We start from the raw sequence: 25,141 nt of genomic DNA, 5'->3' as shown, positions 1-25,141 counted from the left end.
CCGGAGGTTTAGGGCAACGGGGGGAAGAGGAGCGGCGCAAATCGCAGCGATGCTCCTGCGACATCGATGGCGATGCTGATCACTCGGCAGTGTGGGTCCGGGGCGCCGCAGGCTGAATTGGTGTGGCCGGGATTGATCGCAATCGCAGGCCAGGCTGCTCCCGCCAGGGAGATCCTCAGGCGATCCCCTACTTGGAGTTCGGCTTCCAGCGGCTGTAGCTGCACCCGCAGCGTCTTTGGTTGCAGGGCTTGTTCACCCCTCTGGCGCAGCACGCCGGTGCTCAGTTGCTGCACCGCTTCGCTGGCCACCGGGATCACAGAGAGGGCGGCGCAGAGGTCAAACCCCTCCTGATCGGCCCAGGCGTTCAGCTCGAGCACCGGAAAGCCTCGCAGTAGACAATCCTCCTGCAGGGGCAAGCTTGTAAAGGTGGCCACATCGCTGCGGGCATCCTGCGAGCCGCGCTCGCATGGCCCAGGCGTTGGGCTGAGGTGTCCACCGACAGCGGGTGCTGGACGCCAGGGGTCGTGAACAAGCATCACCATCGATGCGTTCGCATTGGCTGGTTCAACGTCGGAGCGGTTCGCATCGTTGCGCTGGCCGGTCTGTGGCAGGAGCCGACCCGCGAGGGGGTCATGACAGCTCAGCCCGCTGCCCTCCAGCTGCCAGTGGCCGCCCTGGGGGGCTGGGTTCTGGCAACCACTCCAGCGCTCAAGCCGTTGATCCCAGAGCTGCAAGCGCGGCTCCTTTGGCGCTGACGCGTTGCAGACGCCGGTCTGTTCTTGCAGGTGGCGTTGGAAGAAGCGCCGATGGAGCTCCTGCACGGCTGGCCACCACTGCAGGTGCGTGGCTGGGCCGATGTGCAGTTCCGGCTGGCCACCGGCCGCCAGGCTGCGTTCCATCAGGTTCAGACAGCCGCGGAGATGGGGGTCCCACCACCCCCCAATGATCAGCATCGGTTGCGCCAGCCAGTCCCTGGGAGCGGTGTGCCGGGGCCAGACGTGTCGCTCTTCTGGATCGCTCTGGAACCAGCGCAGGGCCATGCCATGGGGGTCATGCTCCTCCAACAAGCTCAGTCCTTCCGCGAGATAGCGTCCGCTCTCGAGGGACTGACGAATCGTCTGCCAGCCCTGGCGATCGCCCCGCCGGGCCGCCTGCAGGGCAGCCAGCTGTAATCCCCAGCCCAGGCCGAGATGCCACCAGTGAGCGCCACCTTCACAACTCCAGTGCTCCCTCTCATCAAGGCCCGTCATTGCCGGTGCCAGGCAGTCGGGCGGTTCGGTGACCTCATCGGCCACCAGTTGGGTGAACCCCTGATAAGAAAAGCCGTAGAGGCCGATGCGGCCGTTGCAATTCGGGTGGCTACGCAGCCAGCGCAGGGTGGTGGCGGTGTCTGCGGCCTCCTGGCCGAACCCACCGAAGTGCCCCTCCGATTCCCCCTGCCCGCGAACGTCCTGCACCATCACCAGAAAACCTTGCTCGCTCCACCACTGGGGGTGCGCCAGGGTGACCGTGGAAGCGATCGCCCTTCCGTAGGGCTGGCGCATCAACAGAGCAGGCCAGGGACCCTCCCCCAGGGGGCGCCAGAGGGAGGCTTGAAGACGGATCCCGTCGGGGGTTAAGAGGGAGCAGTCGCTGCGCCGCCGAAATAGGGGCTGATCAGCGCACATCCGGGCAGTAAAGGCCGATCACATAGGTGGCCAGAATCTCAGCATCCTGACGCGTGAGGCTGCGCTGCTTCGCCAAGTTGCTGATCGCCTGTGGCGAGGTGGCGGACACGCCCTGTGCGTTCAGTGCCTTGAATTGGTTGCAGAGGGATCGGGCTTCCTGTGGGTTGCGCTTGACGCTTTCGAGCAGGCTGGATTGTTGAGCCCGAAGGGCTGGGGCAACCCCCAGCAAGGCGACGCTGAGCGTTAGAGGAAGAAAGAGGTGCCGCATGGTGGTGCCTCCTCCATTGACTTGATTCATTTGATACCGGTTGGGCCGTGCAGCGCAGCACCCCAGGGTCAGTTCGTCGTTTGCCAGTGCTTCGCCCGTTGGATCCAGCGCTGCGCCGTGGGCAGGTCCACCACAGGAGGACGTCCGCTGCGCAGTTGCCGCTCGAGACGACCGGTGCGGGTGACCAGATCTTGGGGTGTCGATGCGGCAAGTGCCGACACCGTGGCCACCCCGGCATGCAGCAACAGGGCTGCATCGGCAGGGGCGAGGTCCAAGTCACAAATCAGGACGGCCATGCCTTGCAGTCGGCGGAGATTCCGTGCCGTTGCCCGTCCGCTGCGGGCCAGGCGACTCAGCTGCAGCTCATCGAGGGTCCGAACACCATCCCAGCTCGCGATTCCAGCAGCGTTGAGCGCCTTCTGTTCATCACGGAAGCTGGCGGGCAATGCCGCCAGCGGAATGCTGTCGCCCCTTGGCTCGGCACCACCGCCAGTGCTCATTCCACCACCACCTTGCCCAGCAACACAGGCGTGCTGCTGCCCTCACCCGCCGCCTGTAGCTGCCGGAGACGAATGACGACGCTCTGACTACTGCGGCCGTTGCTGCGCAAATTGGCGGCCAGTTGGGCGAGGGTGGGTTCGATGGCCTCGATTGGCATGGTGGCCGGTGCCTGGGCCACCACCAGGTCATCGCCGTTGTCGAACACGACCGGCACCCGTACGGCACCTTCAATCCGTACAGGCGGTGTGTAGCTGACGCTAAAGGCCCAGCAGCTCACTGCCAGCAGCAGGGTGAAGCTTGTGACCCCCACCAGACGGAAGCGCAGCCCCCAGCCCGCCAGAAAAGCCACCACGGTGAGCACCCCAAAGCCCAGGCCTCCCCAGGCCAGCCAAACAATGGATCGTTGAAGTAGATCGGGGAGAGACATGGGCTGGTGAATCAGGGGCGAGGGAGTTATTTTGCGCACTCGCCCGGGGAGTCTGCAGCGTTGGAGGGGCGTGGTGTCACAACGCAGACTCTGTCCCGCTCGTGTCTGCGGGGTGGCTTTCTGCTCCTTGCGGGGGGTGGCCTGACCTGGATTGCGCTCGACCGGATCGCTGCTGAAGTATTTGACCGGGTCAAGCCCGGATTGGAAGCCCAGCTCTCCAAGCCCCTGGGACATCCATTACGCATTGGTGCTTACAAGGGTTTAAGGCCATGGGGCTTGGCGATTGGTCCTTCAGAGGTCCTGCCGGGACCTAAGGATCAATCTCGGGCTTCGCTCACGTCCCTCACCGTTCAGATCGACCCTCTGGCCAGCCTGCGTCGCTGGCGTCCGGTGGCCACCCTCAGTTTGCGGGGAGCGAGGGTGGAGCTCAGGCGGAATGCCCAGGGGGTCTATTGGGTGCCTGGTCCCTCCACCGGCGGGGCGCCACCAAACTTGGACCTCAAGGTTCGTTTGCTCGATCCGGCGCGCTTGGCGGTTCAACCCGCTGGTCTTGTGCTTCGGGCCTCGGGGAGGGGCACGGTGCATCTGGCAGAAAGCTGGGCCGACTTGGCCCTTGGTGTCACCCTTCCAGACCAGGGCCGGGTGTCCCTTAAAGGACGCGGGCGCTGGGTGAACCCCGAATTTGATCTGCAGACTCGGTTGGAGCGGGTTCGACTGGCACCCTTCGAGGGGGTGCTGCCTCCTGGTTTGCCGCTGCGTCTTCGCGGACAACTGGGGGCTGATCTGCGTTTGAGCTGGCGCCAGGGCCGGGCCGGCTGTCAGGGAGGCCTGACGTTGGTGGACTTTGAGGTGCAGGGCAAGCCCCTTCCCGAACCCCTGCGTAATCCGCAGTGGCGCCTCACCTGTCGAGGTCAGCGGTTGTTCTTGCCCAACAGCGAGTGGCGTTACGGCAGCTATCGCGCCCGTCTGGCTGGCCGCGTCGATCTGAACCGTTCGTTCGACCTCAGCGCGAGCCTGAGGGAACCGGGGCATGACCGCAACCTCAAGGCCAGGCTCAATGGGCCTTGGCGTCAGCCCCGTCTTCAGCTTGCTGGCCGCTGGGCACTCCCTGAGAGTGTTCCGTTGGCCGATGCTCTCGATCTGACCCTTGCCCTCAGTGCCGACTGGCGTCAGGCCAAGGCACCCACGGCTCGGCTGGAGCGTCTGGCCGTCCAGGGCCCAGGTGTGGCCGTTCGTCTGAGCGGTGCCCTCTATCCCCGGTTGGCGATCCGCAGTCAGCAGCTGCAGCTGGCTGGTGAGGCCTGGAAACAGCTCCCGCTGGTCCCAGAACTGCTTGGTACCCAAGCCCCCCTCAACGGTTCGTTGGCCCTCACAGGTGCCACGCAAAGCCCGGCCCTTTCGCTTCAGCTGGAGCAGGCCCGCAATCCACTGTTGGAGCGTTGGTCGCTTCAGGCCGACTGGAGTGCTGCCCGATCAGCGCTGCAGCTGCGTGATTTCCAGAGCCCCTTGCTTCAGGCCCAAGCGACGCTGCCCCTGGCTCTTGGCCGTGGCGGCCTCAAGTTGGGGTCCCTGGCAGCCCAGTTGCGCCTCGATGCCTTCCCTCTCGCCAGGGTCGGTCCAATCCTGGGCACGCCCATGGACGGCAGCCTCTCGGCTTTTGGTGAGGTCCATGGCCCCCTGACGGCGCTCCAGCCCAATCTCCAGCTCAGGCTTGAGGATCCCAGGGCCGGCACGCTGCGACTGCTGGAAACTTGGCAAGGGCGGTTTGAGGGTGTGTCCGGTGGCGGTGGACGTCTGCGCATGGCCTCGGTTGGGTCTGTTCTCCCAGGCAGCTTGGAAGCAACCCTCGGTCGCAACTGGTTGCCACGTCGGGTGCTGCTGACCCGACGCAACGGCGAGCTGGTGCTCGATGGCACCCCGGCTGCCTATCGCTGGCAGGCCAGGGGCCTGAGCCTGGATGGCCTGGAACTGGCCTTGCCTCCTAAAGGACGCTTTGAAGGGCTCTACGGCCGCTTGGATGGCCAGGGCAGTGTTGGTCTCCAGCCATTGGCGATGGCCGGTGATCTCACCCTCCGCTACCCGGGCCTGATGGGCCTGCAGTTGCGACAGGCCCGTCTGCAGCTCCAGTACGACAACAGGAATTACCTGGTCAGCGGCGAGCTGCTTCCGCCCGATAGCGGTCAGATGTTGCTCAAGGCCAAGGGACGACTCGGGGGTGGGCTGGCTGCCGAGCTGCAGGCCCGGGGACTCAGCATGCGCTGGCTCACCGCCGGGGCCCTCAGCCTGCCTCAGCTCAACGAGGACTTACCCCCCGCCCGGGGGCGGGCCAGTGATCTGGGCACCCTCTTGGTGAACACCTTCGGAGGTTCTCTCGATGGTCAGCTGCGTGCGCTCCGCGAGAGTCGCGAAACTCTGCAGCAACAGGAACAGGCTCGCCGGAACGACAGCTCCTTTCATCCCGAGGATCTGCGTGGTCAGGTGGATGCCGTGATCCAACTGCAAGGCCAAAGTCTTGCGAAGCTCGACCTGGATCTCAAGGCTCGTGGGCACCTCTGGGTTGAGGGCGATGACCAGGATCGGGCTCTGCAAATCAAGCCCTTCGTTGCGACGATCCAGGGGCCGTTGCAGACCGGGGAAGGCAGCTTTTCTCTTGATCACCTGCCCTTCAGCCTGCTGGCCTTGGTGGCGCCGGTGCCCCCCGCTTTGCAGGGCGCCCTCGGACTGAAAGGCCGTTACCGCCTTGGACAAGGCTTGCCGGAGCTCAGCACCAACCTTGAGCTTGAGGATGCCAAGGTTGGTCGCTATGCCCTCAACCTCGAGCGTGGCCAGGTGATCCTGGCGGCTGAGGGCCTCCGCCTTGATCTGGCCCTGCGCAGCACTGGTGCTCAGGAAGCGGTGACCGTGACCGGCCAGGTGCCGTTCGCACCCGATCAACCCCTCGATGTGCGCGTGGTGAGTCGTGGCGATGCCCTGCGTTTCCTCACGGGATTCACCGATGACCAGATCGCTTGGACAGCTGGGGATTCCAATTTGCGCCTTCTGCTCAGCGGCAGCTTGTCTGCGCCCCAGGCGAATGGCTTCCTGCTAGTGAATCAGGGCCGCTTCACGTTGCAGAAGCAGGTGATCAGTGATCTGAACACCGAAATCGTTTTTGATTTCAACCGGCTGGAAGTGCAATCGCTGAAGGCGCGAATCGGTGCCCAGGGTCAGTTGCTTGGGCAAGGGGCCCTGGCCCTGTTCTCTCCTTCGCCTGAGCCCAAGCCCCTGACGCTCTCCCTTCAGAAGGCCCGAATCCAGTTGCCGATCGCCGATGTGGCCGTGGCGGCTGATCTGAAGGTGAGCGGGGCCCTGATCCAACCCCAACTCTCCGGTGATCTCACGGTTGATGACGGGGTTGTTAAACCGGCTCGCTCGATGTTCGTGAAGCCTGTTGGTGCCGACCTCGGAGCGGTCGTCAGCGTCGGCCCGCCGGTCTCGGCCGACACCCTGCTGGAGGAGAACTGGAACTTCCAGAAGCCTCTGGTGCTTCTCGGTCCCGACGTCGAGGCCAGCAGCAGTCGTTCGCTCAGGGCCGCTCTGCCCAGCATTCCTGCCGTGAGCTTTGCCAACTTCCGTCTTCGACTCGGTCCCAAGCTGCGGGTCACGGTGGAGCCTGTCGCCAGTTTCAGTACCGCGGGTCTGCTCACCCTCAATGGTGCCCTGGACCCCAGCCTTCAGCTTCGCGGGGTGGTGCAACTCCTCTCCGGGCGCGTCTCGCTGTTCACCACCACCTTCAATCTCGATCGACGCTCCCCGAACGTTGCGGTGTTTACCCCGTCGCTCGGTCTGATCCCCTACGTGGATGTTGCTCTGAACAGCCGGGTCTCCGACAGCATCAGTGTTGGAACCGGCAGCAATGCGGTATCCACCAATGTCTTCGATACCAATGGCGCCGGGGCCTTGGGGGCCGGTGGTCAGCTGCGTTTGGTGAAGGTGATGCTGACCGCATCAGGCCCGGCCGATCGGCTCGCCGATTCGATCGATCTGCGCAGTTCGCCACCGATGCCGAAGACCCAGCTGCTCGGTCTGATCGGTGGCAATTCACTGGCCGGACTCTCGGGGGCTGGCGGTGGTGCTGCCCTGGCCGCCGTTCTGGGTCAGTCCTTGCTGTCGCCAGTGATCGGATCGCTCACCGATGCCTTCAGTCAGCGTCTGCAGTTCGCCCTCTACCCCACCTATGTCACCCCCGAGGTGCAGGACAACCAGGAGCGGATCTCTGGTCGTGTTCCCCCCCAGCTGGCCGTCGTCACCGACTTAGGAGTCGACATCACCGATCGCTTCAACTTCTCGGTGCTGGCAGCTCCCAATCGCAACGACATCCCTCCCCAGGGCACACTGTCGTATCAGATCAATCCCAACATGAGTCTTTCCGGCTCGGTCGACAGTCAGGGCACCTGGCAAAGCCAGATGCAGCTGTTTTTCCGTTTCTGAGGAGCTGTTCTGCAATGGGGGGCAGACCATGAACGGCGACCAGGTGATCGGCATCGATCTGGGCGGTACGGGGATCAAGCTCGCCCGTTTTGATCGCAGTGGGCAACGTCTGGCCCAACAGCGCATCGCCACTCCTCAGCCCGCAGTGCCCGGTGCTGTGTGCATGGCCTTGTGCGAAGCCATCGAGCAGCTTGATCCTGATCACCTGGCGGGGGTGGTGGGGATCGGGCTGCCCGGACCGATGGATGCTGCAGCCCGGGTCGCTCGCGTGTGTATCAACTTGCCTGGATGGCTCGATGTGCCCTTGGCCGATTGGCTGGAGCCCCGACTGCAGCGGCGTGTCACCTTGGCCAACGATGGGAATTGCGCCCTTGTGGGCGAGGCCTGGCTGGGGGCGGCCCGGGGGTGCGGTGATGTGGTGCTCCTAACCCTGGGGACAGGAGTCGGTGGTGGTGTGATGCTGAACGGCTCCCTCTTCACTGGTCACCACGGGGCTGCGGCAGAACCGGGGTTGATCGGCCTCAATCCCGATGGCCCCCCCTGCAACAGCGGCAATCGGGGATCGCTGGAGCAGTACGCCAGCATTGCGGCGCTGCGACGGCTCTGGGACGGGGACCCAGAGGAGCTGAACCATCTGGCCAACGCTGGAGATCCTGAGGCCTTGGCGGTCTGGGCGCGTTATGGATGCACGCTCGGCGTAGGGATCAGTTCGCTGGTTTACCTCTTCACTCCCCAACGGGTGCTGTTGGGCGGCGGCCTGGCGGCCGCGGCGGTGCATTTCTTGCCGGCCGTTCGTGCCGAGGTGGAGACCAGGGTCCAGGCCGTGAGCCGAGAGGGTTTGGAGATCCTGGCTTGTCAGCTGGGCAATGGTGCAGGCCGCTTGGGGGCGGCCCGGTTGGCGATCGATCGCTTGCTGGGCAAGGACGCTTCCCTCCAGACGGGATGATGCACAGCAGCATCTGTTCGCGATCATGACCACAGTGGCTGTGCCCGAACCCAGCGCCGACCTGCTGAGGCTGGCCACGGGCGTGCGTCAGGCGTCCACGCTCCTCGGTCAGACCGAGGACCATCAGCGCCAGGATGCCTTGGCCTCGATGGCCAACGCCCTCGAACGGCATGCCGATCGGATCGTCGCTGCCAACCGGGAGGATCTGGAGCAGGCCTCGGCCGAGGGGCTGGCTCCCGCCCTGATGGCTCGTCTCAAGCTTGATTCAGGCAAGCTGACAGGGGCGATTGAAGGCGTGCGTCAGGTGGCCGGTCTCCCGGACCCACTCGGGGTGCGTCAACTCCATCGCGAGCTCGACGATGGCCTGGTGCTGGAGAGGGTCAGCGTGCCCCTTGGCGTGCTTGGGGTGATCTTCGAAGCGCGTCCTGATGCGGTGATTCAGATCGCGTCTCTGGCCATTCGTTCCGGCAATGGGGCGATCCTCAAGGGGGGCAGTGAAGCCAACCGCACCAACCGTGCTGTGATCGAAGCCTTGAAGGATGGCCTCGTCACCAGCGCTGTCTCGGAGGATGCCCTCGCTCTGCTCACCACCCGTCAGGAGAGCCTGGCGCTTCTCAGGCTCGATGGCCTGGTGGATCTGATCATTCCCCGCGGCAGCAATGAGCTGGTTCGTTTCATTCAAGACAACACGCGTATTCCCGTCCTGGGCCATGCCGATGGCGTCTGCCATCTGTACGTCGATGCTCAGGTGGACATGACTCAGGCACTGCGCATTGCGATCGACAGCAAGACGCAGTACCCCGCCGCCTGCAATGCGATCGAGACGCTGTTGGTCCATCAAGACAGCGCCCCGGCCTTCCTTGCCGAGGCGATCCCCGCCTTCCGCGCTGCAGGGGTGCGCCTACTCGGTGATGCCCGTAGCCAGGCTCTCGGCGTCGAAGACGCCGCCAGCGAGGACGACTGGGGCCGTGAATATCTTGACCTGATTCTGGCGGTGAAGGTGGTCAGCGATCTGGAGGACGCTCTGGAGCACATCCGTCGTTATGGCTCCAGGCACACTGAAGCGATTGCGAGCACGGATACGGCGACAGCCGAACGGTTCCTGCGGGCTGTCGACAGTGCTGGGGTGTATCACAACTGTTCGACTCGATTCGCCGACGGCTTCCGCTATGGCTTTGGGGCCGAGGTGGGCATCAGCACCCAGACCCTGCCACCGCGTGGACCGGTGGGGCTTGAGGGGTTGGTGACTTACCGCTACCGCTTGCGCGGTGATGGCCACATCGCCGCTGATTTCGCTGAAGGCCGTCGTTGCTTCAGCCATCGCGATCTGGCTGCGTGAACGACGCCATTCACATCCAGGATCTGCGCGTCTGGGCGCATGTCGGAGTGTTGGAGCAGGAGCGTCTCCATGGTCAGTGGTTCAGCCTCGATCTCACCCTGCTTGTTGATCTTCACCGGGCAGCCAGCTCTGACAATCTTGCGGCCACCGCCGATTACAGCCTGGCGGTGAAGGCTGTGCAGGAGCTGGCCACCCGTCTCCGCTGTCAGACGATTGAGCATTTCAGCGAGCAGGTGTTCGAGCAGCTGGAAGCGCTCTATGGCCTGCTGCCCATGCGCGTGATCTTGCGCAAGTGCAAGGCACCGATTCCGGGATTTGCCGGTACCGTTGCCGTGGAACGTCACCGGCGCTGGCCGGAGTTCGCGGAGCGCGTCGGTAGCTGATGGAGCGCAGACCACTGGTTCTGGTGCACGGGCTTTGGGATACCCCTCATCTTTTTCATCGGTTGGTGGGGCAGCTGGATCGTGCGCATGTTCCACTGCTGGTCCCCCACCTCCCCCATCGGTTGGGGGCGGTGCCTCTGCGCACCCTGGCCTCCCATCTGGATCAGCACATTCAGGCCCATTGGGGATCCGAGCAGCCCATCGACATCCTTGGTTTCTCCATGGGGGGGATCATCAGCCGCATCTGGTTGCAGGAGCTGGGTGGCGCCAGCCGAAGCCGGCGTTTCATCAGTGTCGGTAGTCCCCAACGGGGAACACTGACGGCCCAGTGGATTCCTCGCTGGCTGTTCGCTGGTCTGGCTGACATGAAGCGCGGCAGTGCTCTGTTGCGTCAGCTCAACGCCGACAGCTCCGCCCTCGCCTCTCTCTCCTGCACCAGCTTTTACTGCCGCTGGGATGCCATGGTGTTTCCAGGTTGGCAGGCGGTGTTACCCGTGGGGGCTAGCCATGCGGTGCCGGTGTTCACCCATCAACAGCTGATGGCGCACCCCTTAGCGCTGTCGATGCTGATGCAGACCATTCTTGGCGATTAAGTGACAGACAATGCTGCCGTTGGCAGCATTGATGCATCAACGCCAATCTGCTGATCACCCTGGCGAACCGGAGGCTGGCAGCTCTTTGGCCAGGATTGTTTTACGTCCTGGTGGCTGCCCCTTACGTAGCGATCTGATCGCGGTGAGCCTGCTGGGTTGGATGCATTTCAATGGGCTCCTGCTGCTCCAGGCGCGCTACGGCGTTTCTTTGAGAGAAGGGCTGCTGGTGAGTGCTCCCGGTTTCAGCCTTGCTCTTGTGCTGATTGGCCTGCTGTTCGCCCAGCGCTGGCGGGCCAGCTACAACACCCTGGCGAAGGAGGTGGGTGGTAGCCGGGATCCGGTGGCTGCCCTTGGACGGCTGGCCTATCCAGGCCCTCTTCCTCTGCTGCCACTCTCAAACTGGAATCGCTGGCAGCGCACCCGTTCGTTGCATCGCATCAGCATCGAGGGCATGAACCACAATGGTGCGTCCGGTCCGTTCAGCGTTGCCGACCGATCCCAGGTGGTGCGAGAGATCGTGCGAGAGCTTGAGCTCACCTCTGCCTGAGGATTGATTGTCTACATCAATTCGCCATTGAGTCGCCGAATGCTCAGGAAGGGGCTGTGACGGGGCTGGCAGCGAATGAGCCGTGCTTCGGCTCGTATGCAGGCTTCACCCTGAACACTCAGGTCCTGGGGCAGTTGCTCGAGGGCCTGGCGGTAGCGCGAAACGACATCCTCCTGGTCTCCCTGCTGTCCGGGGCGTAGGCCGGCGTCGAGCAGCTTTTCAAGTTGAAGTCCGAGTCGTTCCCGCCACAGCCCACCAAGGGTGAGGGGAAAGAGATTGCTGCGCCCCGTCATCGCCTGTTCGAGGAGCGCGGTGGAGTCAATGCAGAATCCAAGGGCTCCATAACCGCCGAAGCGGAGCTGGCCGTCCGAGGCTGTGCTGTTGTGCACCGCGGCCATCAGATCACAGAGATCAAGGGCCAGGCCAAGCTGATCGTCTTCAAACGCCTCCCCCGGGTAGGCAACGGTGCCGTTTTGACGATCGTTTTGCCAGGGCCGCTCGAGATCATTGAGGGGCGCCCAGCCATTCAGCCCCTCAGTGCCCTGGTAGTACTGCATCAGCACCGGAGCCTCCCCCTCCGGTGCTTGCAGCTCCAGTTCGAGGCTGCAATGGGGGAGTAACGATTCGATCTCGAGGCCGTGGCGCATCAGCCCGGTTCGGTAGGGCACCGCCAGGGGGACTTGCTGCCAGACGCCGCTCTCCGAGGGGCAACTGGCACCGAGGCCGAAGCTGGCCACACTGGCCCGGATGCGGCCGCGGCAGTGCCATCCATGCTGCTGGAGCCAAGCCACCAGCTGTCTCGGTCGATCCATACCCTCGAACTGGTAGGGCTCGGACGCGGCACCGGAGCGGTTGGGTAAGCCGTTGGCACCAAGAGCATTGAAGACCTGCGCCATCACCCGGTTGGCTGAGCGGCAGCGACCGTTCTGCAGGGCTTGAAGGCCATGGTTCCGCCAGACCAGGCCCGCACCCAGGGATCCGAAACTTGGCTCAGGGAGGGGACCCGCGAGGGATTCAGCCCCAGAGTCCTGATCCCCTTCATCCAATTGTCTGGCTAGGTCCTGCCATCCCTGAAGGGATTGCGGTAGAGGCAGCGGCACGCCGGCCGGCGTGCTGATGTCGCGGGCGCACCAGCGATCGAGCCCATCCAGATGGGAATCGTGCTCCTGGGGGTGCGGAATCAGATGTTGCAGATCATCGGCGAGGGCCCCCAGCAGCAGCGGACTCACCAGTCCCTGCTCGAGTAGGGAGCCAATTCCCTGCAGGCGCTCGGGCAGGGCAGCCGGGGCAAGGCGCCAGCCACGGGGAAGCATCGCCAGCAGTGGCACCAGACGGCGCTGATGCAGACCTTTGAGAAGCTCCCCGAGAAACGCATCGCGGCGGATGCCCTGCCGCAACCAGCTGGTCTCGAGCGCGGTACTGAGGCTGATCAGAGGGGCCTGATCAGTCCGGTCCTCGGCCAGCTCACCCCAGTGCTCCGAGATGGAGAGGGGTTCAGGCATGGCTCGTCACCAGGCCGGAGTGGCGAATCAGGGCGTCCGTGCTTGCCGCTCTGCCCCGGAACGCCTCGAACACAGCAGAGGGCGAGAGGCTGCCGCCGAGGCTCAAGACGGTGTTGCGAAAGCGCTCTCCAGTGGCCTGCACAGCGTCTTCGAGATCGAGACCTGCATCTTCAAAGGCAGCGAAGGCATCGGCACTGAGCACTTCCGCCCATTTATAGGAGTAGTAACCAGCCGAATAGCCACCGGCGAAGATGTGGCTGAAGGCGCAGAGGAAGTGATCATCCGCAATCGGAGGGATCACGGTGGTGGTTTCTGCAATCTGCCGTCGCATCTGGTCGGGGCTCAGTCCCAGCTCCGGTGTCCAGAGACTGTGAAGCCGCAGATCGCTGAGAGCGAAATGCACTTGGCGCAGGGTGGCGAAACCTGCCATGAAGGTGCGGCTCTGCTTCAGCTTCTCAAAGTCCTCTTCTGGCAGGGGTTCCCCGGTTTGCCAATGCCGTGCCATTCCCATCAAGGTGCTGCGGTCGAGGCACCAGTTCTCCATGAACTGGCTGGGCAGTTCCACGGCATCCCACTCCACATTGTTGATGCCCGCCGCCTGTGGATGCTCCACGGTGGTGAGCATGTGCTGGAGCCCGTGGCCGAACTCGTGGAAGAGGGTTTCGACCTCTTCGAAGCTCATCAGGCTTGGAGTGTCGCCGTTGGGGGGGGTCTGGTTGCAGATCAGATAGGCCACCGGCAGGATCCAGCCACCCTCTCCATCCGGTTGGCGGCTGAGGCATTCATCCATCCAGGCACCGCCCCGCTTGCTGCCGGGCCTGCTGTAGGGATCGAGATAGAAGGCTGCTAAAGGCGTTCCGTCCTGTTCTGCAACCCTGAAGAAGCGCACATCCGGGTGCCAGATCGGCGCTTCACCGTCAGCGGCGCTGATCCGGATGCGGAAGAGGCGTTCGCAGAGTTCGAATAGACCCTCAAGCACCTGTGGCAGTGGGAACCAGGGGCGCAGAGCCTCCTGGTTCAGGTCGAAGCGCTCTTGTCGCAGTTTTTCCGACCAGTAGCCCACATCCCAGGGTTCCAGAGACTCCGCCTCAGGCGCACCATGGTGAAGGGCGCAGGCTTGCAGGTCGTCAAGTTCCCGCAGGGCTGCTGGGTAGGCGGCCGCACGCAGTTCCTCCAGCAGCCCCTCCACGGCATCCACGTCCTCGGCCATTTTCCCGGCGAGGCTAAGTTCCGCCCAGTGCCTGTAGTCGAGCCGGATCGCCTGCTCACGGCGGAGACTGAGGATTTCCTCGATCAGAGGGGTGTTGTCGAGCTCTCCTTGGCTCGCGCGGCTGACATGGGCTCTGTAGAGGGTTTCGCGCAGCTGTCGATTGTCTGCATGGGTCAATACCGGAAGGAAGCGCGGCATGTCGAGTCCCAAGCGCCAAGGGCCCCGTTCTCCGTTGGCTTCGCTCCCGTCAGCGTGGAGATCTCCTGCCTCCTTGGCCGCAGCGGCCAGGATGTCGAGGGCGCGCTGGGGAAGGCCGGCTAGGCGCTCCCGCTCGTGCACAACCAGGCTCCAGCCCTGGGTGGCATCAAGCACGTGATTGCTGAATTGGGTGGAGAGTTCCGCCAGCCGTTCGCTGGTGGAGTTGAACGCCTGCTGCCGTTCCCCACTCAGGCCCACACCCCGCTGCTGCATGGAAAGCAGTTCGGCTTGGAGAATGCGTTGCTGGGCAGGATCGAGGGGCTGGGCTGCGTTCGCCTGGAGCGCTTCGAGGGCACGGTGCAGCACCTTGCTCTGGCCGAGGCGATTGCTGAAGCGCACCACATCCGCCTGCTGGGAGGCATGGGCTTCCCGTAGTTCGGGAGTGTTGCAGACGGCGTTGAGATGGGTGACCACTCCCCAGCTCCAGCGAAGTTGTTCGCCGATCGCGTGCAGGGGCGGCATCACCGCGTCCCAGGGGAGTGGATCGGAGCCGTTCAGTTGCTTCTCGAGAGTGGCCTCTAGGTCGGCAAAGCTCTTGGTCAGCTGCTCCAGTAGGGCCGGGATCGACTCCCGAACCTGATCAGCGGTGACGTCGTGGTAGTTGGGAAGTCCCTGGCCCGCGAGCAGGGCAGGTTCGCGGGTCTCTTGCATGGGGTCAGCCGAGAGGGAGCCAGTTGCTCAGTGCAATCAGGCTATGGCTGGAGAGGGTTTCCGCGAGGGCATCGGTGGAGGCTTCGTAGACGTCCATGGCGACCCGTGGCCAGATGCCGATGGTGAGTGTTGGCACCAGCAGGGTGAGACCGATGACCAATTCACGGGGATTCATGTCGTCCACGAAGGCCAGGGCCGGGATGCGTGGGCCGAAGAAGACCCGCCGGCAGAGGGAGAGCAGATAGATCGGGGTCAGCACGAGACCGATGGCGGCGATCACGATGGTGATCACCCGGAACAGGGTTGTGAACTGCTCCTGGCTGGTGATGCCCAGAAAGATGGTGATTTCGCTGATGAAGCCACTCATCCCCGGGAGAGCCAGGGAGGCGAGGGAGCTGGCCAGGAAGAAGGCAAACGTGATCGGCAACACCTTGGCCAGACCACCCATGTTGGGGATCGACAACGTCTTGGTGCGCTCGTAAAAGCTGCCAGTGACGAAGAACATGGCGGCGGCGATCAGGCCATGGCTGATCATCTGCAGCATCGCGCCACTGAGGCTGAGTGCATCCACAGCGCCGATGCCCAGCAACACGAAGCCCATATGACTCACCGAGCTGCAGGCAATTCGTCGCTTGACGTTGTCTTGGGCGAAAGCGTTGAGAGCGCCGTAGATGATGTTGACAATCCCGAGGACGATCAGGGCTGGCGCCAGCACCAGATGGGCCTCCGGCAGCATCTGAACGTTGAAGCGGAGCAGGGCATAACCGCCCATCTTCAGCAACACGCCGGCTAAGAGCATCGAGACCGGTGCATTGGCTTCTCCATGGGCGTCGGGTAGCCAGGTGTGCAAAGGGAACATCGGCAGTTTCACTCCGAATCCCACCAAGAAGCCCAAGTAACAGAGCAGGCCAAAGCTGCCGCCAGGGGAGCGTTGGGCGAGTTCGCTCAGGTTGAGGGTGAAGCTGTCGCCGGAGAGGGCAAGGGCGAGGCCGCTGATCAGGATCAGCAGAGAGGCCAGGGCCGTGTAAAGGATGAATTTGGTGGCGGCGTACTGGCGGTTCTGGCCCCCCCAGATCGCAATCAGCAGATAGACGGGGACCAACTCCAGTTCCCAGGCCAGGAAGAAGAGCAGGAAGTCCTGGGACAGGAACACCAGCGCCTGGGCTGAGGCCTGCACCAAGAGAAGGCCGAAGTAAAGCTTGGCTTTGTGCTCAACCTTCCAGCTTGCCGCCACCGAGAGCATGGTGACCAGGCCGCTGAGCACCACCAGAGGCATGGAGAGACCGTCAGCTCCGAGAGACCACTCAAGACCGATCACTGGCAGCCAGCTGACCCGCTCCACCAGTTGCAGTCCGCCATCGAGGCGATCGAACAGGCGGCTGAACACGGCCACCATCAAAATGAAATCCACGGCCAGCACCGTCAAGGCGAGGTTGCGGGGCCAGGGGGAGGGATTGCTGTCATCCCCTGGCAGCAGGGGCATGACCAGTGCTGTGACCGCCGGCAACAGCACGATCAGGGACAGCCAGGGAAACGCCGTCTGGGACGCAACCGACAGGGGCAGGTTGACGTCCATGGCGACTGAAAGATTGTGATTGAACTTATCAGCCCCAGGGGGGCTGTTGAGTAGATCTACTCAGGTTCCTTGGCCTGCCAATGGCTTCCCGTGGTCTGGAGGCTCAGGAGCGGGGCACGGCTGGCCACCCCCTCCGCTTCCCACGCCTTCACCATGGCCTGGCTGACCGCAGGGCCCACCCCTTCCGAACAGAGGGCCAGAATGCTGGGGCCGGCTCCGCTGATGGCACAGCCCCAGGCTCCGGCCTTGAGGGCCGCTTGTCGCACCTCTTGGCCGCCTTTGATCAGCCGCCAGCGGTAGGGCTCGTGCAGCCGGTCGTGCATGCCATCGGAAATCAGATCGCCGTTGCCCGTGCGCAAGCCCTGCAGCAACAGCGTTAGTGCTCCCAGATTCACCACGGCATCGCCAACAGGAATCGTCTTGGGCATCGCCCGTCGTGCCTCGCTGGTGCTCAGCCGAATCGCCGGAATGGCCACCACGGCCTTCACCGACGCGAGCCACTCGCAGCGCACGACACGCCAGCGTTGGGAGGCAGCCTTCGCGGTCATGCACAGGCCCCCCAAGAGGGAAGGAACCACATTGTCGGGATGGCCTTCAATGTCGATGGCCAGCTCCAGAAGTTTTTCCCGGCTCAGGGGTTCTCCCACCAGGGCATTGGCGCCCACCAGTCCCGCAACGATGGCCGTGGCGCTGCTTCCGAGGCCTCGCGCCGGTGGTACAGCAAGTCTGACCCGTGCTTCCAAGGCGACCGGATCCTCCCCTGCGGCCTTCCAGACCCGCTGGGCGGCGCGATACACGAGGTTCTCGGGCCCACCGCGAAGGTGACTGCCCTCCTGGCCTTCGATGATCAGTTCAAACCGCTCCCCGTCGCCTTCGATTCGGCGCATGGTGAAGCGGTTGTTCAGGTCGAGGGCGGCCCCCAGGCAGTCGAACCCAGGTCCGATGTTGGCTGTGGTGGCCGGTACGTCCACCACCACCGTTTGGCCGATGCGCGGCTGCACCATCCCTACTGTCCTATTGAAGCCAGTGTCTCACTTAGGCGTCCAGGGCCCGCGCTCGGCAGGCGGCGCTAAACAGTCCGGCATTCGGGTCGATGACGGCCCGAATGGTCAGGCTCTCCAGGAAGGGCTGAAACCGTCCCTTGCGACGAAGGGGGGCCAGGAAGTGCTGAGACCGGAGGCCAGCGAGGTTTTTTTCCGCGGTGCCACCGCCGACCCAAAGCCCGCCGCTGCACAGTTCCTGCAGGGCTAGATCCCCCGCAGCGGACCCATAGGCCCCGAGCCAGAGCTCCAGGGCGGCCAGGGCAAGCGGGTCGCCAGTTGCTGCGGCCTTGCCGGTGTGGGCAGGCAGATCCTGATGTCCGGGCTGTTCGGCAGGAATGGTGCGCCAGGCTCTGGCGATCCTGTGAAGGGGATGCTCGCGTTGCTCTTGTTGCAGGAGCCAGTGCATGACATGCCCCAGACCTGTGCCACTCACGATGCGTTCGATCGAAAGACGATCAATGCCGAGGTCCGCCATGAGCCAGCGGCTGAGGGCCCATTCCTGCTCCGTGCGTGGAGCAAATTCCCGATGTCCTCCTTCGCTGGCCAGGGCAATCCAGCCCTGGGGGCCGGGGATGCCCCTGGCCATGCCAAGGCCTGTGCCTGCCCCAAGGATGGCCACGCTGCCGCCATGGGCCCCTGGCTCGTTCAATCCGTCTTGCCCGGGTTGCAGCACCACCTGCTGGCTGTCGCTGAAGTGGGGGAGGCCATGGATCAGCACGGCGAAATCATTCACCAGCTCCAGCCGCTCCAGCCCTGTGGCGGCACAGAGCGAGGCTTCGCTCATCTCCCAGGGAAGGTTGGTCAGCTTGGCCTGACCGTTCTGTACGGGACCGGCCACGGCGATACAGCTGGTCGCAGGCCGTTCCAGCTCTGACGGCAGCCCCTCAAGAAAGTGAGTGAGCATGGCCTCAAGGGAGGTCCACTCTGCCGATGCGTAGCGCTGCCCTTCCAGGGCCTGAAGCTGACCATCAACGCTGGTGAACAGCGAGAGCAGGGTCTTGGTGCCTCCGAGATCACCGGCCAGATAGGTTCTCTGCGCCATTGCCTCGGATGGATCTCTTTGTCCTAAAGCTGATCAGCTTGGCGGCAATCGGCAAGTCTCGGAGCTGAATCAGGTGGTGAACAGATCAAGGGGGAAGGGGCCCCAGGTGGGACCTGCCGCGCCCTGCTCCTGCTGATGACCGCTGATCAAGATCCCCTCTCCAAGCCCCTGTTCAGCTCGGATTCGGACCATGCCGCTGGACTGATTGGCCTTAAGAAAGACGCCGTCCTCGGCCTTGCATTCGCCTTCAAGACGCATCGGTTCCCAGCCGCAGGCTGTCTCGAGCTGGCGCAGGCTGCGGAGCGCCTCGGCGGCGCTGGTCGCCATCACGCCCACGGTGAACCAGGAGTAGGCGCCCATCTCCCGGGCTAGTTCTGCCCGCAGAACGCTGGTTTGCTCAGTACTGAGGCTGGGCGCACTGCGCAGCGGGGTCAGATCACTGATGCGTTGGATGTGGGACTCGTTCATGAGCGAGGCAGCGTCAGGGAGGTGTGACGGTTTTGATTGGCCTGCCTTGCTGCCTCAATCAGCGCGTCGCGATCCACAACGCCAAGGTCACCATCCCGTCGACTGCGCAGACTCACGGCTCCCTGCTCGGCCTCTTTGGCCCCAATCACCGCGAGAAGGGGGATTTTCATCTGTTCACCACTTCGGATCAACTTGCCGAGTCGATCACCACTGCGGTCAACCGTGGCCCGAATTCCAGCGGCTGTGAGCTGCTCCAGCATCTGTTCGGCGGAGGGCTGCACCTCATCGGTGACAGGCAGCAGGCGCACCTGCTCAGGAGCTAGCCAGAAGGGGTAATCACCGGCGTAGTTCTCGGTCATGATCCCGAAGAACCGTTCCAACGAACCAAAGATCGCCCGGTGAATCATGATCGGGCGTTGCTTGCTGCCATCGGCGGCGATGTAGTCGAGCTTGAAGCGTTCCGGCAGGTTGAAATCGAGCTGGATCGTCGAGCATTGCCACATCCGGCCGATCGCATCCTCGATCTTCAGATCGATCTTGGGGCCGTAAAACGCGCCACCGCCTTCATCGATCTTGTAATCCCATCCCTTGCGCTCCAGGGCCTCCACCAGTCCTTTGGTGGCCAGCTCCCAGACGGCATCATCACCGATCGATTTGTCTGGGCGTGTGGAGAGGTTGATCTCGTAGTGACGGAAATCAAACGTGGAGAGGATCCGCTCGGTGAGATCCAGGATGCGCAGGATTTCATCGCTGATCTGATCGGGCAGGCAGAACACGTGGGCATCGTCCTGGGTAAAGCCACGCACGCGCATCAGGCCATGCATCACCCCGGGCCGCTCGTAGCGATACACCGTGCCCAATTCAGCCCAGCGGATTGGTAGTTCGCGATAGCTGCGCAGCTTGCTGGCATAGGTGAGCACATGGAACGGGCAGTTCATTGGTTTGAGCTGGTATTCCCGTTCATCCACCTCCATGGGGCCGAACATGCTCTCGCTGTAGAAGTCGAGATGGCCTGAGGTCTTCCAGAGGCTGATGTCGGCGACATGGGGGGTGTAGAGGAGCTCGTAGCCGCCTTCAAAATGGGCCTGACGCCAGAAGTCTTCGATCAGCAGGCGCATGCGGGCACCACGCGGATGCCAGAAGACAAGGCCAGCACCTGCTTCATCTTCGATCGAAAAAAGATCGAGATCCTTGCCAAGGCGGCGGTGATCCCGGCGCAGGGCTTCTTCCTTGCGGCGCTGGTGTTCAGCCAGTTGTTCCGGAGTCTCCCAGGCGGTGCCGTAGATCCTTTGGAGTTGGGCATTCTTCTCGTCACCCCGCCAATAGGCACCGGCAACGCTCTCTAGGGCAAAGGCCTTGGGGTTGAGTTCACTGGTGTTGGCGACATGGGGACCGGCGCAGAGGTCCCACCATTGATCTCCGAGGGTGTAGAGGGTGATCGGTTCCTGCAGGCCCGCGAGGATCTCGAGTTTGTAAGGCTCGTTTTGAGCCTTGATTTTCGTTTCGGCCTCCTGGCGACTCACCTCGATCCGCTCGAGGGGAAGCTTCCGATTGATGATCTTGATCATCTCCTTTCGGATCGCCTTGAGGTCAGCCTCGGTGAAGGGATCGGGGCTGTCGAAGTCGTAATAGAAGCCACTTTCCGTCCAGGGCCCGATCGTCACCTGTGTTTTGGGGAAGAGGCTCTGCACCGCCATCGCCATGACATGGCTCATGGAGTGGCGGATCTTGAGCAGCTGCTCGCTTTCACTGGTTTTGGGAAGCACCACCATTTCTTTCTTGGGGTGCTCCGCCTGGGCAGGAGCGGTTACTGCAGCGCTGCTCACCAGTTCATGCACAACAGACGCCATCCTATGGGCGTGTGATTCAGCGCCATGGACCCGGAAGCCGACGCCCTGCTGGAGAGCCTCCTCGACTCTTTGCTCAAGGATTTCAGCCACTGGTTTCAGCGGGGTGAGGAGCTGCTGGCGGTCTGCCCCGATCTCGTCATGGCGTCGGAGGAGCGGGCTGTGATGGCAGCCCGGATCGAGGAGGGGCGCAAGGCGATTGCTGCAACCCGGGCCCTGGTGGATGCCTCACCAACGGCCATGGCTGTCTCGATGGAGGCCATGGCTCCCTGGCATCAGCTGGTGATGGATGTTTGGGCCCTGGCGGCGCGCATTTCCCAGGCGGCACGATGACCCTGCCCCGACGCCCCAAGGCTGGTCTGGCGGCGATCGCTCTGCTGATGTTGCTGAGCCTGCGCGCTCAAGGGCTGCCTCTGCTCTTGCCCGGTTGCCCCTGGCGCGCCCTGACCGGTGTTCCCTGCCCGACATGCTTCTTGACCCGATCAGCCCTGGCCACGCTCCAGGGCGATCTGGGAGAGGCCCTGGAGTTGCATCTCTTTGGACCTCCCTTGGTCTTGAGCCTGGGCTGGCTGGGCTGGAGGCAGGGGCTGCTGGGGCGGCCCCTGCGCTTCGGGCGGCGGCGCTGGCAGGCAGCGGCTGCCGTGGCGGCGGCGCTTTTGATCTACTGGCTGATGCGGCTGTTCCGCTGGAGGCTGGCCGGAGTGCCCTTGCCGGGCTGAGCAGGCCTCAGGCCCCTTGGCGGATCTCCCGGAGATTGTTCGAGTAAAAGCGGGCCAGTTCCGCCTGACTCTTCACCGGCTGGCCATAGGCGCTGGTGCCGGCATGGGTGGGGAAGGAGGCCCATTCGGGGGCCAGGCGATGCATGGCGCTTGGGGTCAGGCCGCGGCGATCCACCTCCTCCAGAGCACCACGACGCTCCACGAGGCGCAGGGCTGCCTGGTCCTGATGTTGGGGTTCGAAGCTTGGCAGCCTCAACTCACGGGCGACCTGGCGCCAGGTCGCGGGTAAAAACTGATAGGCGCCTGCTGCTGCACTGGCGTAACGCTTCACCACCAACCGCTCCGGGTGTCGGGAGAGATCGCGGAAGAGGCTGCCGCCGTAGAGCACGCGGTAACCCAGATCACGACCGTCCTTCCAAGTGCCTTCCGCATAGCGGATCGTGTTGAGCAGGGCCCTGCGCTCGGGGGTGATCCGGTAAGGGCGGGCTGCCAGCAAGTCCTGAACCTGTTCTGTCTTGGTCAGGCCCGTCCGGATCGCATCGTCTTGCTGGAGGCGCTCGTTGGATCGCTCAGCGTGCAGCCCTTGGCCGAAGGGCAGAAGCAGAACGCTGACGGCTCCAATGGCAACAAGGGTTTTGCGATTGAAAGCAGGAACTGAAGGCAAACCGGCGGTTCAAGGGCTCATCACCTTGCAGCGGAGTGAGGGGCCGTGGCGAGAGAGCGACGACCGCCCTTGACGAGAGGCTCGTGATGTGCCTAGCAAAACACTCAAAGACGCGTCTGCGAATGAGACGCGTGAGACGCGTGTGAGGAGGGCGGTCTTTTCCCTGGGCAGTGGTTTTGGCTCGCCCAAGTTCTCAGGAAGGCTTAAGGATTAGGAAAACTTTTTTAATCTCAATCGATTGATCAGCTTGGCTTGGTGCCGTGGTCGTTCAGTGTCGTGCCAGGAAGCCAAGTCCCTGGCGCACCCGCTCAACCGTGGCTTGTGCCACTGCTTCCGCCTGTTGTTGTCCTTGGTTGAGGACCCGTTCGAGCTCGCTCCGCTCATTCATGAGCTCCCTGTAGCGGGCCTGGATCGGTTCGAGGGCGGCCACGGTGGCGTCTGCCAGTAATGGCTTGAACTGGCCCCAACCCATCGAGGCGCATTCGCTGGCAACCGCATCTCGGCCCTTACCGCTGAGGATGGCGTAGAGCCCGAGAAGATTGTCGGTCTCCGGTCGATCCGGATGGTCGAACTCCAGACCCATCTGGGGATCAGTTTTGGCGCGCTTGATCTTCTTCGTGATGAGATCAGGGGGGTCGAGAAGCGTGATGCGACTGCCTTCATTGGGGTCGCTTTTGCTCATCTTGCTGCGCCCATCGGTGAGGCTCATCACGCGGGCCCCCTCTTTCAGGATCAAAGGTTTGGGCACCTTGAGCAGTGGTGCATCCTCGGAGCCAAAGCGGGCATTGATGCGTTGCTGGGCGATATCGCGGGCCAATTCCAGGTGTTGTTTCTGGTCTTCGCCCACCGGCACCAGATCGGCGTCATAGAGAAGGATGTCGGCGGCCATGAGCACCGGATAGTCGAGGAGTCCGACCGACACGTTGTCTCCCTGTTTGAGAGCCTTCTCCTTGAACTGGATCATTCGCTCCAGCCAGTTGAGCGGTGTGACGCAGTTCAGCAGCCAGCAAAGCTCTGAATGGGCGGCCACGTGGCTCTGCACAAACACCGTGGTGCGCGCTGGATCAATCCCGCAGGCCAGATAAAGGGCCGCTGTTGTCAGGGTGTCATCGGCAAGACGGGCCGGGTCATGCGGCACGGTGATCGCATGCAAATCGACCACGCACACGAAGGTGTCGTGGTCGTTCTGCAGATCAACCCAGTTGCGGATGGCACCCAGCCAGTTGCCCAGATGAAGGGCTCCGGTGGGCTGGACCCCGGAGAGAACCCGCGACCGGACCATGAATCAGGCCTCTTCTGTCTTGGCGGCCAGATCGGTGTCAACCTCTGGCTGGCTTGCTGGCTCCTTGACCTGACTTTCAGTGGCGTCCACTGCCTGCTCAGGCTCGGGCTGGGCTTCGGGCTCCGGTGTGGGCTCTGGTGCGGGCGGCTGGGGCTTGGCTGGGCGGGCAAAAGGGTCGGGCCGTGAACCACGACCGCCCTCATTGCGACCCTCGCCTCGCCGGCCATCTCCGCGACCACCTTCACGGCGACCACCCTCTCCTCGCCCACCTTCACCGCGGCCACCTTCCCCACGGAATCCGCCCCGCGGTGCCTGGGAGCGCTGTTGCTGCACGAGGGCATCCAACTCGCCATCTTCCAGCATCTGGCCAAGGGTGCGCACCGCAAAACCGAGAACGGCCACGGTGGAGCGGAGGTTGAAGGCCTCCTGAAGAGCACGGGTGGCGCGCATTTCGTTGTCGCTCAAGCGGATGCGGAATCCGCCACCTTCACGTCCGCCGCCCTGGGGACGGCCTGCGCCTCTGCGGAAGCCTCCACGAGCGCCTCCTTCTTGGCCAGGATCCCCATGACCGCCGGACTCATGCCCAGCAGCTTCATGTCCAGCAGCCGTGCCGCCGGCTTCACCCGCTCCCCCGAAGGCCTGGGGATCACCGTAGGAATCAGTCATGGCCCATGGCCTTGCAATCAGGCGCAAGTGTGACGCATGACAGGGGGCTTGTCGGTGTTCGGGCGCGCCGCCCTGACGACCGGCCACTTCAACCGTGGGTCCCGCGGAAGGTGATGGTCTGTTCGGCGTAATCCCTCGGCTCTAGATGAATCGTGCAACGCACAGGTCCGAAGCGTGTCTCGAGTCGTTCCTCCACTAGTTCGGTGATGCGGTGGGCGGTGGGCAGATCATCAGCATCCACAACCATGTGCATATCAATAAAGACGCGTTGGCCGAGAACACCTCTGCTGGCGATGTCATGGCAGTTGAGCACCCCTGGCACGGCCATCGCCTGTTCGTGAATCGCCTCCGGCGCGATGGCGATGTGATCGACCAGCCATGGCAGGTTGGCGCGCAGCACCTGCCAGCAGACCCTGAGCAACAGGAGCACCAGGGGCACGGCGAGAGCCACATCCAGCGAGCTGATTCCCAGCAACCAGGCCCCACTGAGGCCCACCAGCACGATCACCGTCGTCCAGATATCGCTCATGGTGTGGCGGGCATCTGCGAGCAGGAGCTGGCTCTGGAGTCGACGCCCCTGACGGCGCTCGTAGATGGCCAGTCCCACATTGCAGAGGAGAACCACGAGCAGCAGCAGCAGTTCCGGGCCGTTGATTCGCAACGGGGTCAGACCCTGCAGCAGTCGTTCCCCTGCGGTGATGAGGATCTCTAGGGCCGTGAACAAAATGAACCCAGCGATCGCCAGCGCTCCGACTGCTTCATATTTCTCGTGGCCGTAGGGATGGTCGCGATCCGGGTGGGGATCCGAAAGCCCGTTGGTCAGCAACCCCATGAGGCTGGAGAGTGCATCGGTGGCGCTGTGCATGGCATCGGCCACCACCGCCAGGGAGCCGCTGACGAGTCCCAGAACCAGTTTCAGGCCGGTCATGCTGAGGTTGATGACCAGGGCCACCATCAGCACCCTTTTCACCTCATTGCGACGATCAGTGACCATCTCTAGGGGTTGCCTTTTGTCCCAAGGTATGGATCCCTTCCGGCTCCGTCTTTGGGTTGGGGTCGGATTCCGCGCTGC

At 63.4% G+C, this 25,141-nt stretch carries 23 protein-coding genes; 8 read left to right on the top strand and 15 right to left on the bottom strand.

Translation table 11 applies throughout. From position 1 onward, the window contains the following. Positions 1 to 8: 8 nt before the first annotated feature. From H0O21_RS12055 to H0O21_RS12040, 4 genes are all read right to left on the bottom strand, one after another. On the bottom strand, positions 9 to 1,667 hold the full coding sequence (locus H0O21_RS12055; RefSeq protein WP_185189815.1) for a CocE/NonD family hydrolase: 1,659 nt from the start codon (positions 1,665 to 1,667) through the stop codon (positions 9 to 11). Then, complete coding sequence (locus H0O21_RS12050; RefSeq protein ID WP_185189814.1) at positions 1,657 to 1,935, bottom strand: hypothetical protein; 279 nt, start codon at positions 1,933 to 1,935, stop codon at positions 1,657 to 1,659. The genes H0O21_RS12055 and H0O21_RS12050 overlap by 11 nt, the downstream gene beginning before the upstream one ends. Before the next feature lie 68 nt (positions 1,936 to 2,003). After that, positions 2,004 to 2,435, bottom strand: coding sequence for a DUF4332 domain-containing protein (locus H0O21_RS12045; RefSeq protein ID WP_185189813.1), 432 nt, complete (start codon positions 2,433 to 2,435; stop codon positions 2,004 to 2,006). Next, a complete protein-coding gene (locus H0O21_RS12040; RefSeq protein WP_131593166.1) occupies positions 2,432 to 2,863 on the bottom strand; it encodes a Ycf51 family protein in 432 nt (143 codons plus the stop codon). Before H0O21_RS12040 ends, H0O21_RS12045 begins: the two co-directional genes overlap by 4 nt. A gap of 60 nt (positions 2,864 to 2,923) precedes the next feature. Between H0O21_RS12040 and H0O21_RS12035 the strand changes: the two genes are divergently transcribed. The 6 genes from H0O21_RS12035 to H0O21_RS13695 are packed head-to-tail and all read left to right on the top strand — an operon-like array spanning position 2,924 to position 11,141. Beyond that, positions 2,924 to 7,333, top strand: coding sequence for a translocation/assembly module TamB domain-containing protein (locus H0O21_RS12035; RefSeq protein ID WP_255441025.1), 4,410 nt, complete (start codon positions 2,924 to 2,926; stop codon positions 7,331 to 7,333). Positions 7,334 to 7,361: 28 nt separating this feature from the next. Next, complete coding sequence (locus H0O21_RS12030; RefSeq protein ID WP_185189812.1) at positions 7,362 to 8,279, top strand: ROK family protein; 918 nt, start codon at positions 7,362 to 7,364, stop codon at positions 8,277 to 8,279. Between the two features lie 25 nt (positions 8,280 to 8,304). Next, positions 8,305 to 9,618 (top strand): glutamate-5-semialdehyde dehydrogenase, encoded by a 1,314-nt coding sequence (locus H0O21_RS12025; protein WP_370523054.1) that lies wholly within the window; start codon positions 8,305 to 8,307, stop codon positions 9,616 to 9,618. Continuing rightward, the gene (gene folB, locus H0O21_RS12020; RefSeq protein ID WP_131456462.1) at positions 9,615 to 10,001 is read left to right on the top strand and encodes a dihydroneopterin aldolase; all 387 of its coding nucleotides are present in this window, start codon (positions 9,615 to 9,617) and stop codon (positions 9,999 to 10,001) included. The genes H0O21_RS12025 and folB overlap by 4 nt, the downstream gene beginning before the upstream one ends. Beyond that, the gene (locus H0O21_RS12015) at positions 10,001 to 10,594 is read left to right on the top strand and encodes a triacylglycerol lipase (RefSeq protein WP_185189811.1); all 594 of its coding nucleotides are present in this window, start codon (positions 10,001 to 10,003) and stop codon (positions 10,592 to 10,594) included. The genes folB and H0O21_RS12015 overlap by 1 nt, the downstream gene beginning before the upstream one ends. Positions 10,595 to 10,625: 31 nt before the next feature. Continuing rightward, the gene (locus H0O21_RS13695) at positions 10,626 to 11,141 is read left to right on the top strand and encodes a hypothetical protein (protein ID WP_370523053.1); all 516 of its coding nucleotides are present in this window, start codon (positions 10,626 to 10,628) and stop codon (positions 11,139 to 11,141) included. 11 nt (positions 11,142 to 11,152) lie between these two features. Here the strand turns inward: H0O21_RS13695 and H0O21_RS12005 are convergent, their stop codons facing one another. The 7 genes from H0O21_RS12005 to thrS form a co-directional block, all read right to left on the bottom strand. Then, positions 11,153 to 12,643 carry an arginine repressor gene (locus H0O21_RS12005; RefSeq protein WP_185189810.1) on the bottom strand — a complete coding sequence of 497 codons (1,491 nt, stop codon included), beginning with the start codon at positions 12,641 to 12,643 and terminating at the stop codon, positions 11,153 to 11,155. Next, a complete protein-coding gene (locus tag H0O21_RS12000) occupies positions 12,636 to 14,762 on the bottom strand; it encodes a M3 family metallopeptidase (protein WP_185189809.1) in 2,127 nt (708 codons plus the stop codon). The genes H0O21_RS12005 and H0O21_RS12000 overlap by 8 nt, the downstream gene beginning before the upstream one ends. A 4-nt stretch (positions 14,763 to 14,766) precedes the next feature. Then, a complete protein-coding gene (locus H0O21_RS11995; RefSeq protein ID WP_185189808.1) occupies positions 14,767 to 16,338 on the bottom strand; it encodes an NAD(P)H-quinone oxidoreductase subunit 4 in 1,572 nt (523 codons plus the stop codon). A 56-nt stretch (positions 16,339 to 16,394) separates the two neighbouring features. Beyond that, a complete protein-coding gene (gene thrB / locus H0O21_RS11990; RefSeq protein ID WP_185189807.1) occupies positions 16,395 to 17,342 on the bottom strand; it encodes a homoserine kinase in 948 nt (315 codons plus the stop codon). Between the two features lie 31 nt (positions 17,343 to 17,373). Then, positions 17,374 to 18,423: a glucokinase gene (locus H0O21_RS11985; RefSeq protein ID WP_185189806.1), complete on the bottom strand. Its 1,050-nt coding sequence runs from the start codon at positions 18,421 to 18,423 to the stop codon at positions 17,374 to 17,376. Between the two features lie 69 nt (positions 18,424 to 18,492). Continuing rightward, on the bottom strand, positions 18,493 to 18,891 hold the full coding sequence (locus H0O21_RS11980; protein ID WP_185189805.1) for a DUF1824 family protein: 399 nt from the start codon (positions 18,889 to 18,891) through the stop codon (positions 18,493 to 18,495). Beyond that, positions 18,888 to 20,741, bottom strand: coding sequence for a threonine--tRNA ligase (thrS, locus tag H0O21_RS11975; protein WP_185189804.1), 1,854 nt, complete (start codon positions 20,739 to 20,741; stop codon positions 18,888 to 18,890). Before thrS ends, H0O21_RS11980 begins: the two co-directional genes overlap by 4 nt. Before the next feature lie 24 nt (positions 20,742 to 20,765). Between thrS and H0O21_RS11970 the strand changes: the two genes are divergently transcribed. Both H0O21_RS11970 and H0O21_RS11965 read left to right on the top strand, forming a co-directional pair. Next, positions 20,766 to 21,071: a DUF2605 family protein gene (locus H0O21_RS11970; RefSeq protein WP_185189803.1), complete on the top strand. Its 306-nt coding sequence runs from the start codon at positions 20,766 to 20,768 to the stop codon at positions 21,069 to 21,071. Beyond that, the gene (locus H0O21_RS11965; RefSeq protein WP_185189802.1) at positions 21,068 to 21,457 is read left to right on the top strand and encodes a DUF2752 domain-containing protein; all 390 of its coding nucleotides are present in this window, start codon (positions 21,068 to 21,070) and stop codon (positions 21,455 to 21,457) included. Before H0O21_RS11970 ends, H0O21_RS11965 begins: the two co-directional genes overlap by 4 nt. 7 nt (positions 21,458 to 21,464) lie before the next feature. On the opposite strand, the gene H0O21_RS11960 is transcribed toward H0O21_RS11965, so the two are convergent. From H0O21_RS11960 to H0O21_RS11945, 4 genes are all read right to left on the bottom strand, one after another. Continuing rightward, the gene (locus H0O21_RS11960; protein WP_255441024.1) at positions 21,465 to 22,121 is read right to left on the bottom strand and encodes a glycoside hydrolase family 104 protein; all 657 of its coding nucleotides are present in this window, start codon (positions 22,119 to 22,121) and stop codon (positions 21,465 to 21,467) included. A 268-nt stretch (positions 22,122 to 22,389) separates the two neighbouring features. Further along, a complete protein-coding gene (gene trpS, locus H0O21_RS11955) occupies positions 22,390 to 23,403 on the bottom strand; it encodes a tryptophan--tRNA ligase (RefSeq protein ID WP_185189801.1) in 1,014 nt (337 codons plus the stop codon). A 3-nt stretch (positions 23,404 to 23,406) separates the two neighbouring features. Next, positions 23,407 to 24,069 (bottom strand): hypothetical protein, encoded by a 663-nt coding sequence (locus H0O21_RS11950; RefSeq protein ID WP_255441023.1) that lies wholly within the window; start codon positions 24,067 to 24,069, stop codon positions 23,407 to 23,409. An 88-nt stretch (positions 24,070 to 24,157) separates the two neighbouring features. Further along, complete coding sequence (locus tag H0O21_RS11945) at positions 24,158 to 25,063, bottom strand: cation diffusion facilitator family transporter (protein ID WP_185189800.1); 906 nt, start codon at positions 25,061 to 25,063, stop codon at positions 24,158 to 24,160. Between the last annotated feature and the right edge of the window lie 78 nt (positions 25,064 to 25,141).

Source organism: Synechococcus sp. HK01-R, from assembly GCF_014217855.1.
GTDB lineage: Bacteria > Cyanobacteriota > Cyanobacteriia > PCC-6307 > Cyanobiaceae > Synechococcus_C.
This window is presented reverse-complemented; position numbering and strand designations above follow the sequence as displayed.

What these genes read in the sequence shown, in the direction of transcription:
- thrS (WP_185189804.1), bottom strand. Translation starts at nt 20,741, where the DNA reads ATGGCGTCTGTTGTGCATGAACTGGTGAGCAGCGCTGCAGTAACCGCT.
- H0O21_RS12015 (WP_185189811.1), top strand. Translation starts at nt 10,001, where the DNA reads ATGGAGCGCAGACCACTGGTTCTGGTGCACGGGCTTTGGGATACCCCT.
- H0O21_RS11970 (WP_185189803.1), top strand. Translation starts at nt 20,766, where the DNA reads ATGGACCCGGAAGCCGACGCCCTGCTGGAGAGCCTCCTCGACTCTTTG.
- trpS (WP_185189801.1), bottom strand. Translation starts at nt 23,403, where the DNA reads ATGGTCCGGTCGCGGGTTCTCTCCGGGGTCCAGCCCACCGGAGCCCTT.
- H0O21_RS11980 (WP_185189805.1), bottom strand. Translation starts at nt 18,891, where the DNA reads ATGAACGAGTCCCACATCCAACGCATCAGTGATCTGACCCCGCTGCGC.
- H0O21_RS12025 (WP_370523054.1), top strand. Translation starts at nt 8,305, where the DNA reads ATGACCACAGTGGCTGTGCCCGAACCCAGCGCCGACCTGCTGAGGCTG.
- H0O21_RS13695 (WP_370523053.1), top strand. Translation starts at nt 10,626, where the DNA reads ATGCATCAACGCCAATCTGCTGATCACCCTGGCGAACCGGAGGCTGGC.
- H0O21_RS12000 (WP_185189809.1), bottom strand. Translation starts at nt 14,762, where the DNA reads ATGCAAGAGACCCGCGAACCTGCCCTGCTCGCGGGCCAGGGACTTCCC.
- H0O21_RS11945 (WP_185189800.1), bottom strand. Translation starts at nt 25,063, where the DNA reads ATGGTCACTGATCGTCGCAATGAGGTGAAAAGGGTGCTGATGGTGGCC.
- H0O21_RS12005 (WP_185189810.1), bottom strand. Translation starts at nt 12,643, where the DNA reads ATGCCTGAACCCCTCTCCATCTCGGAGCACTGGGGTGAGCTGGCCGAG.
- H0O21_RS12050 (WP_185189814.1), bottom strand. Translation starts at nt 1,935, where the DNA reads ATGCGGCACCTCTTTCTTCCTCTAACGCTCAGCGTCGCCTTGCTGGGG.
- H0O21_RS11950 (WP_255441023.1), bottom strand. Translation starts at nt 24,069, where the DNA reads ATGACTGATTCCTACGGTGATCCCCAGGCCTTCGGGGGAGCGGGTGAA.
- thrB (WP_185189807.1), bottom strand. Translation starts at nt 17,342, where the DNA reads ATGGTGCAGCCGCGCATCGGCCAAACGGTGGTGGTGGACGTACCGGCC.
- H0O21_RS12030 (WP_185189812.1), top strand. Translation starts at nt 7,362, where the DNA reads ATGAACGGCGACCAGGTGATCGGCATCGATCTGGGCGGTACGGGGATC.
- H0O21_RS12045 (WP_185189813.1), bottom strand. Translation starts at nt 2,435, where the DNA reads ATGAGCACTGGCGGTGGTGCCGAGCCAAGGGGCGACAGCATTCCGCTG.
- H0O21_RS12040 (WP_131593166.1), bottom strand. Translation starts at nt 2,863, where the DNA reads ATGTCTCTCCCCGATCTACTTCAACGATCCATTGTTTGGCTGGCCTGG.
- H0O21_RS11985 (WP_185189806.1), bottom strand. Translation starts at nt 18,423, where the DNA reads ATGGCGCAGAGAACCTATCTGGCCGGTGATCTCGGAGGCACCAAGACC.
- H0O21_RS11995 (WP_185189808.1), bottom strand. Translation starts at nt 16,338, where the DNA reads ATGGACGTCAACCTGCCCCTGTCGGTTGCGTCCCAGACGGCGTTTCCC.
- H0O21_RS12055 (WP_185189815.1), bottom strand. Translation starts at nt 1,667, where the DNA reads ATGTGCGCTGATCAGCCCCTATTTCGGCGGCGCAGCGACTGCTCCCTC.
- H0O21_RS11965 (WP_185189802.1), top strand. Translation starts at nt 21,068, where the DNA reads ATGACCCTGCCCCGACGCCCCAAGGCTGGTCTGGCGGCGATCGCTCTG.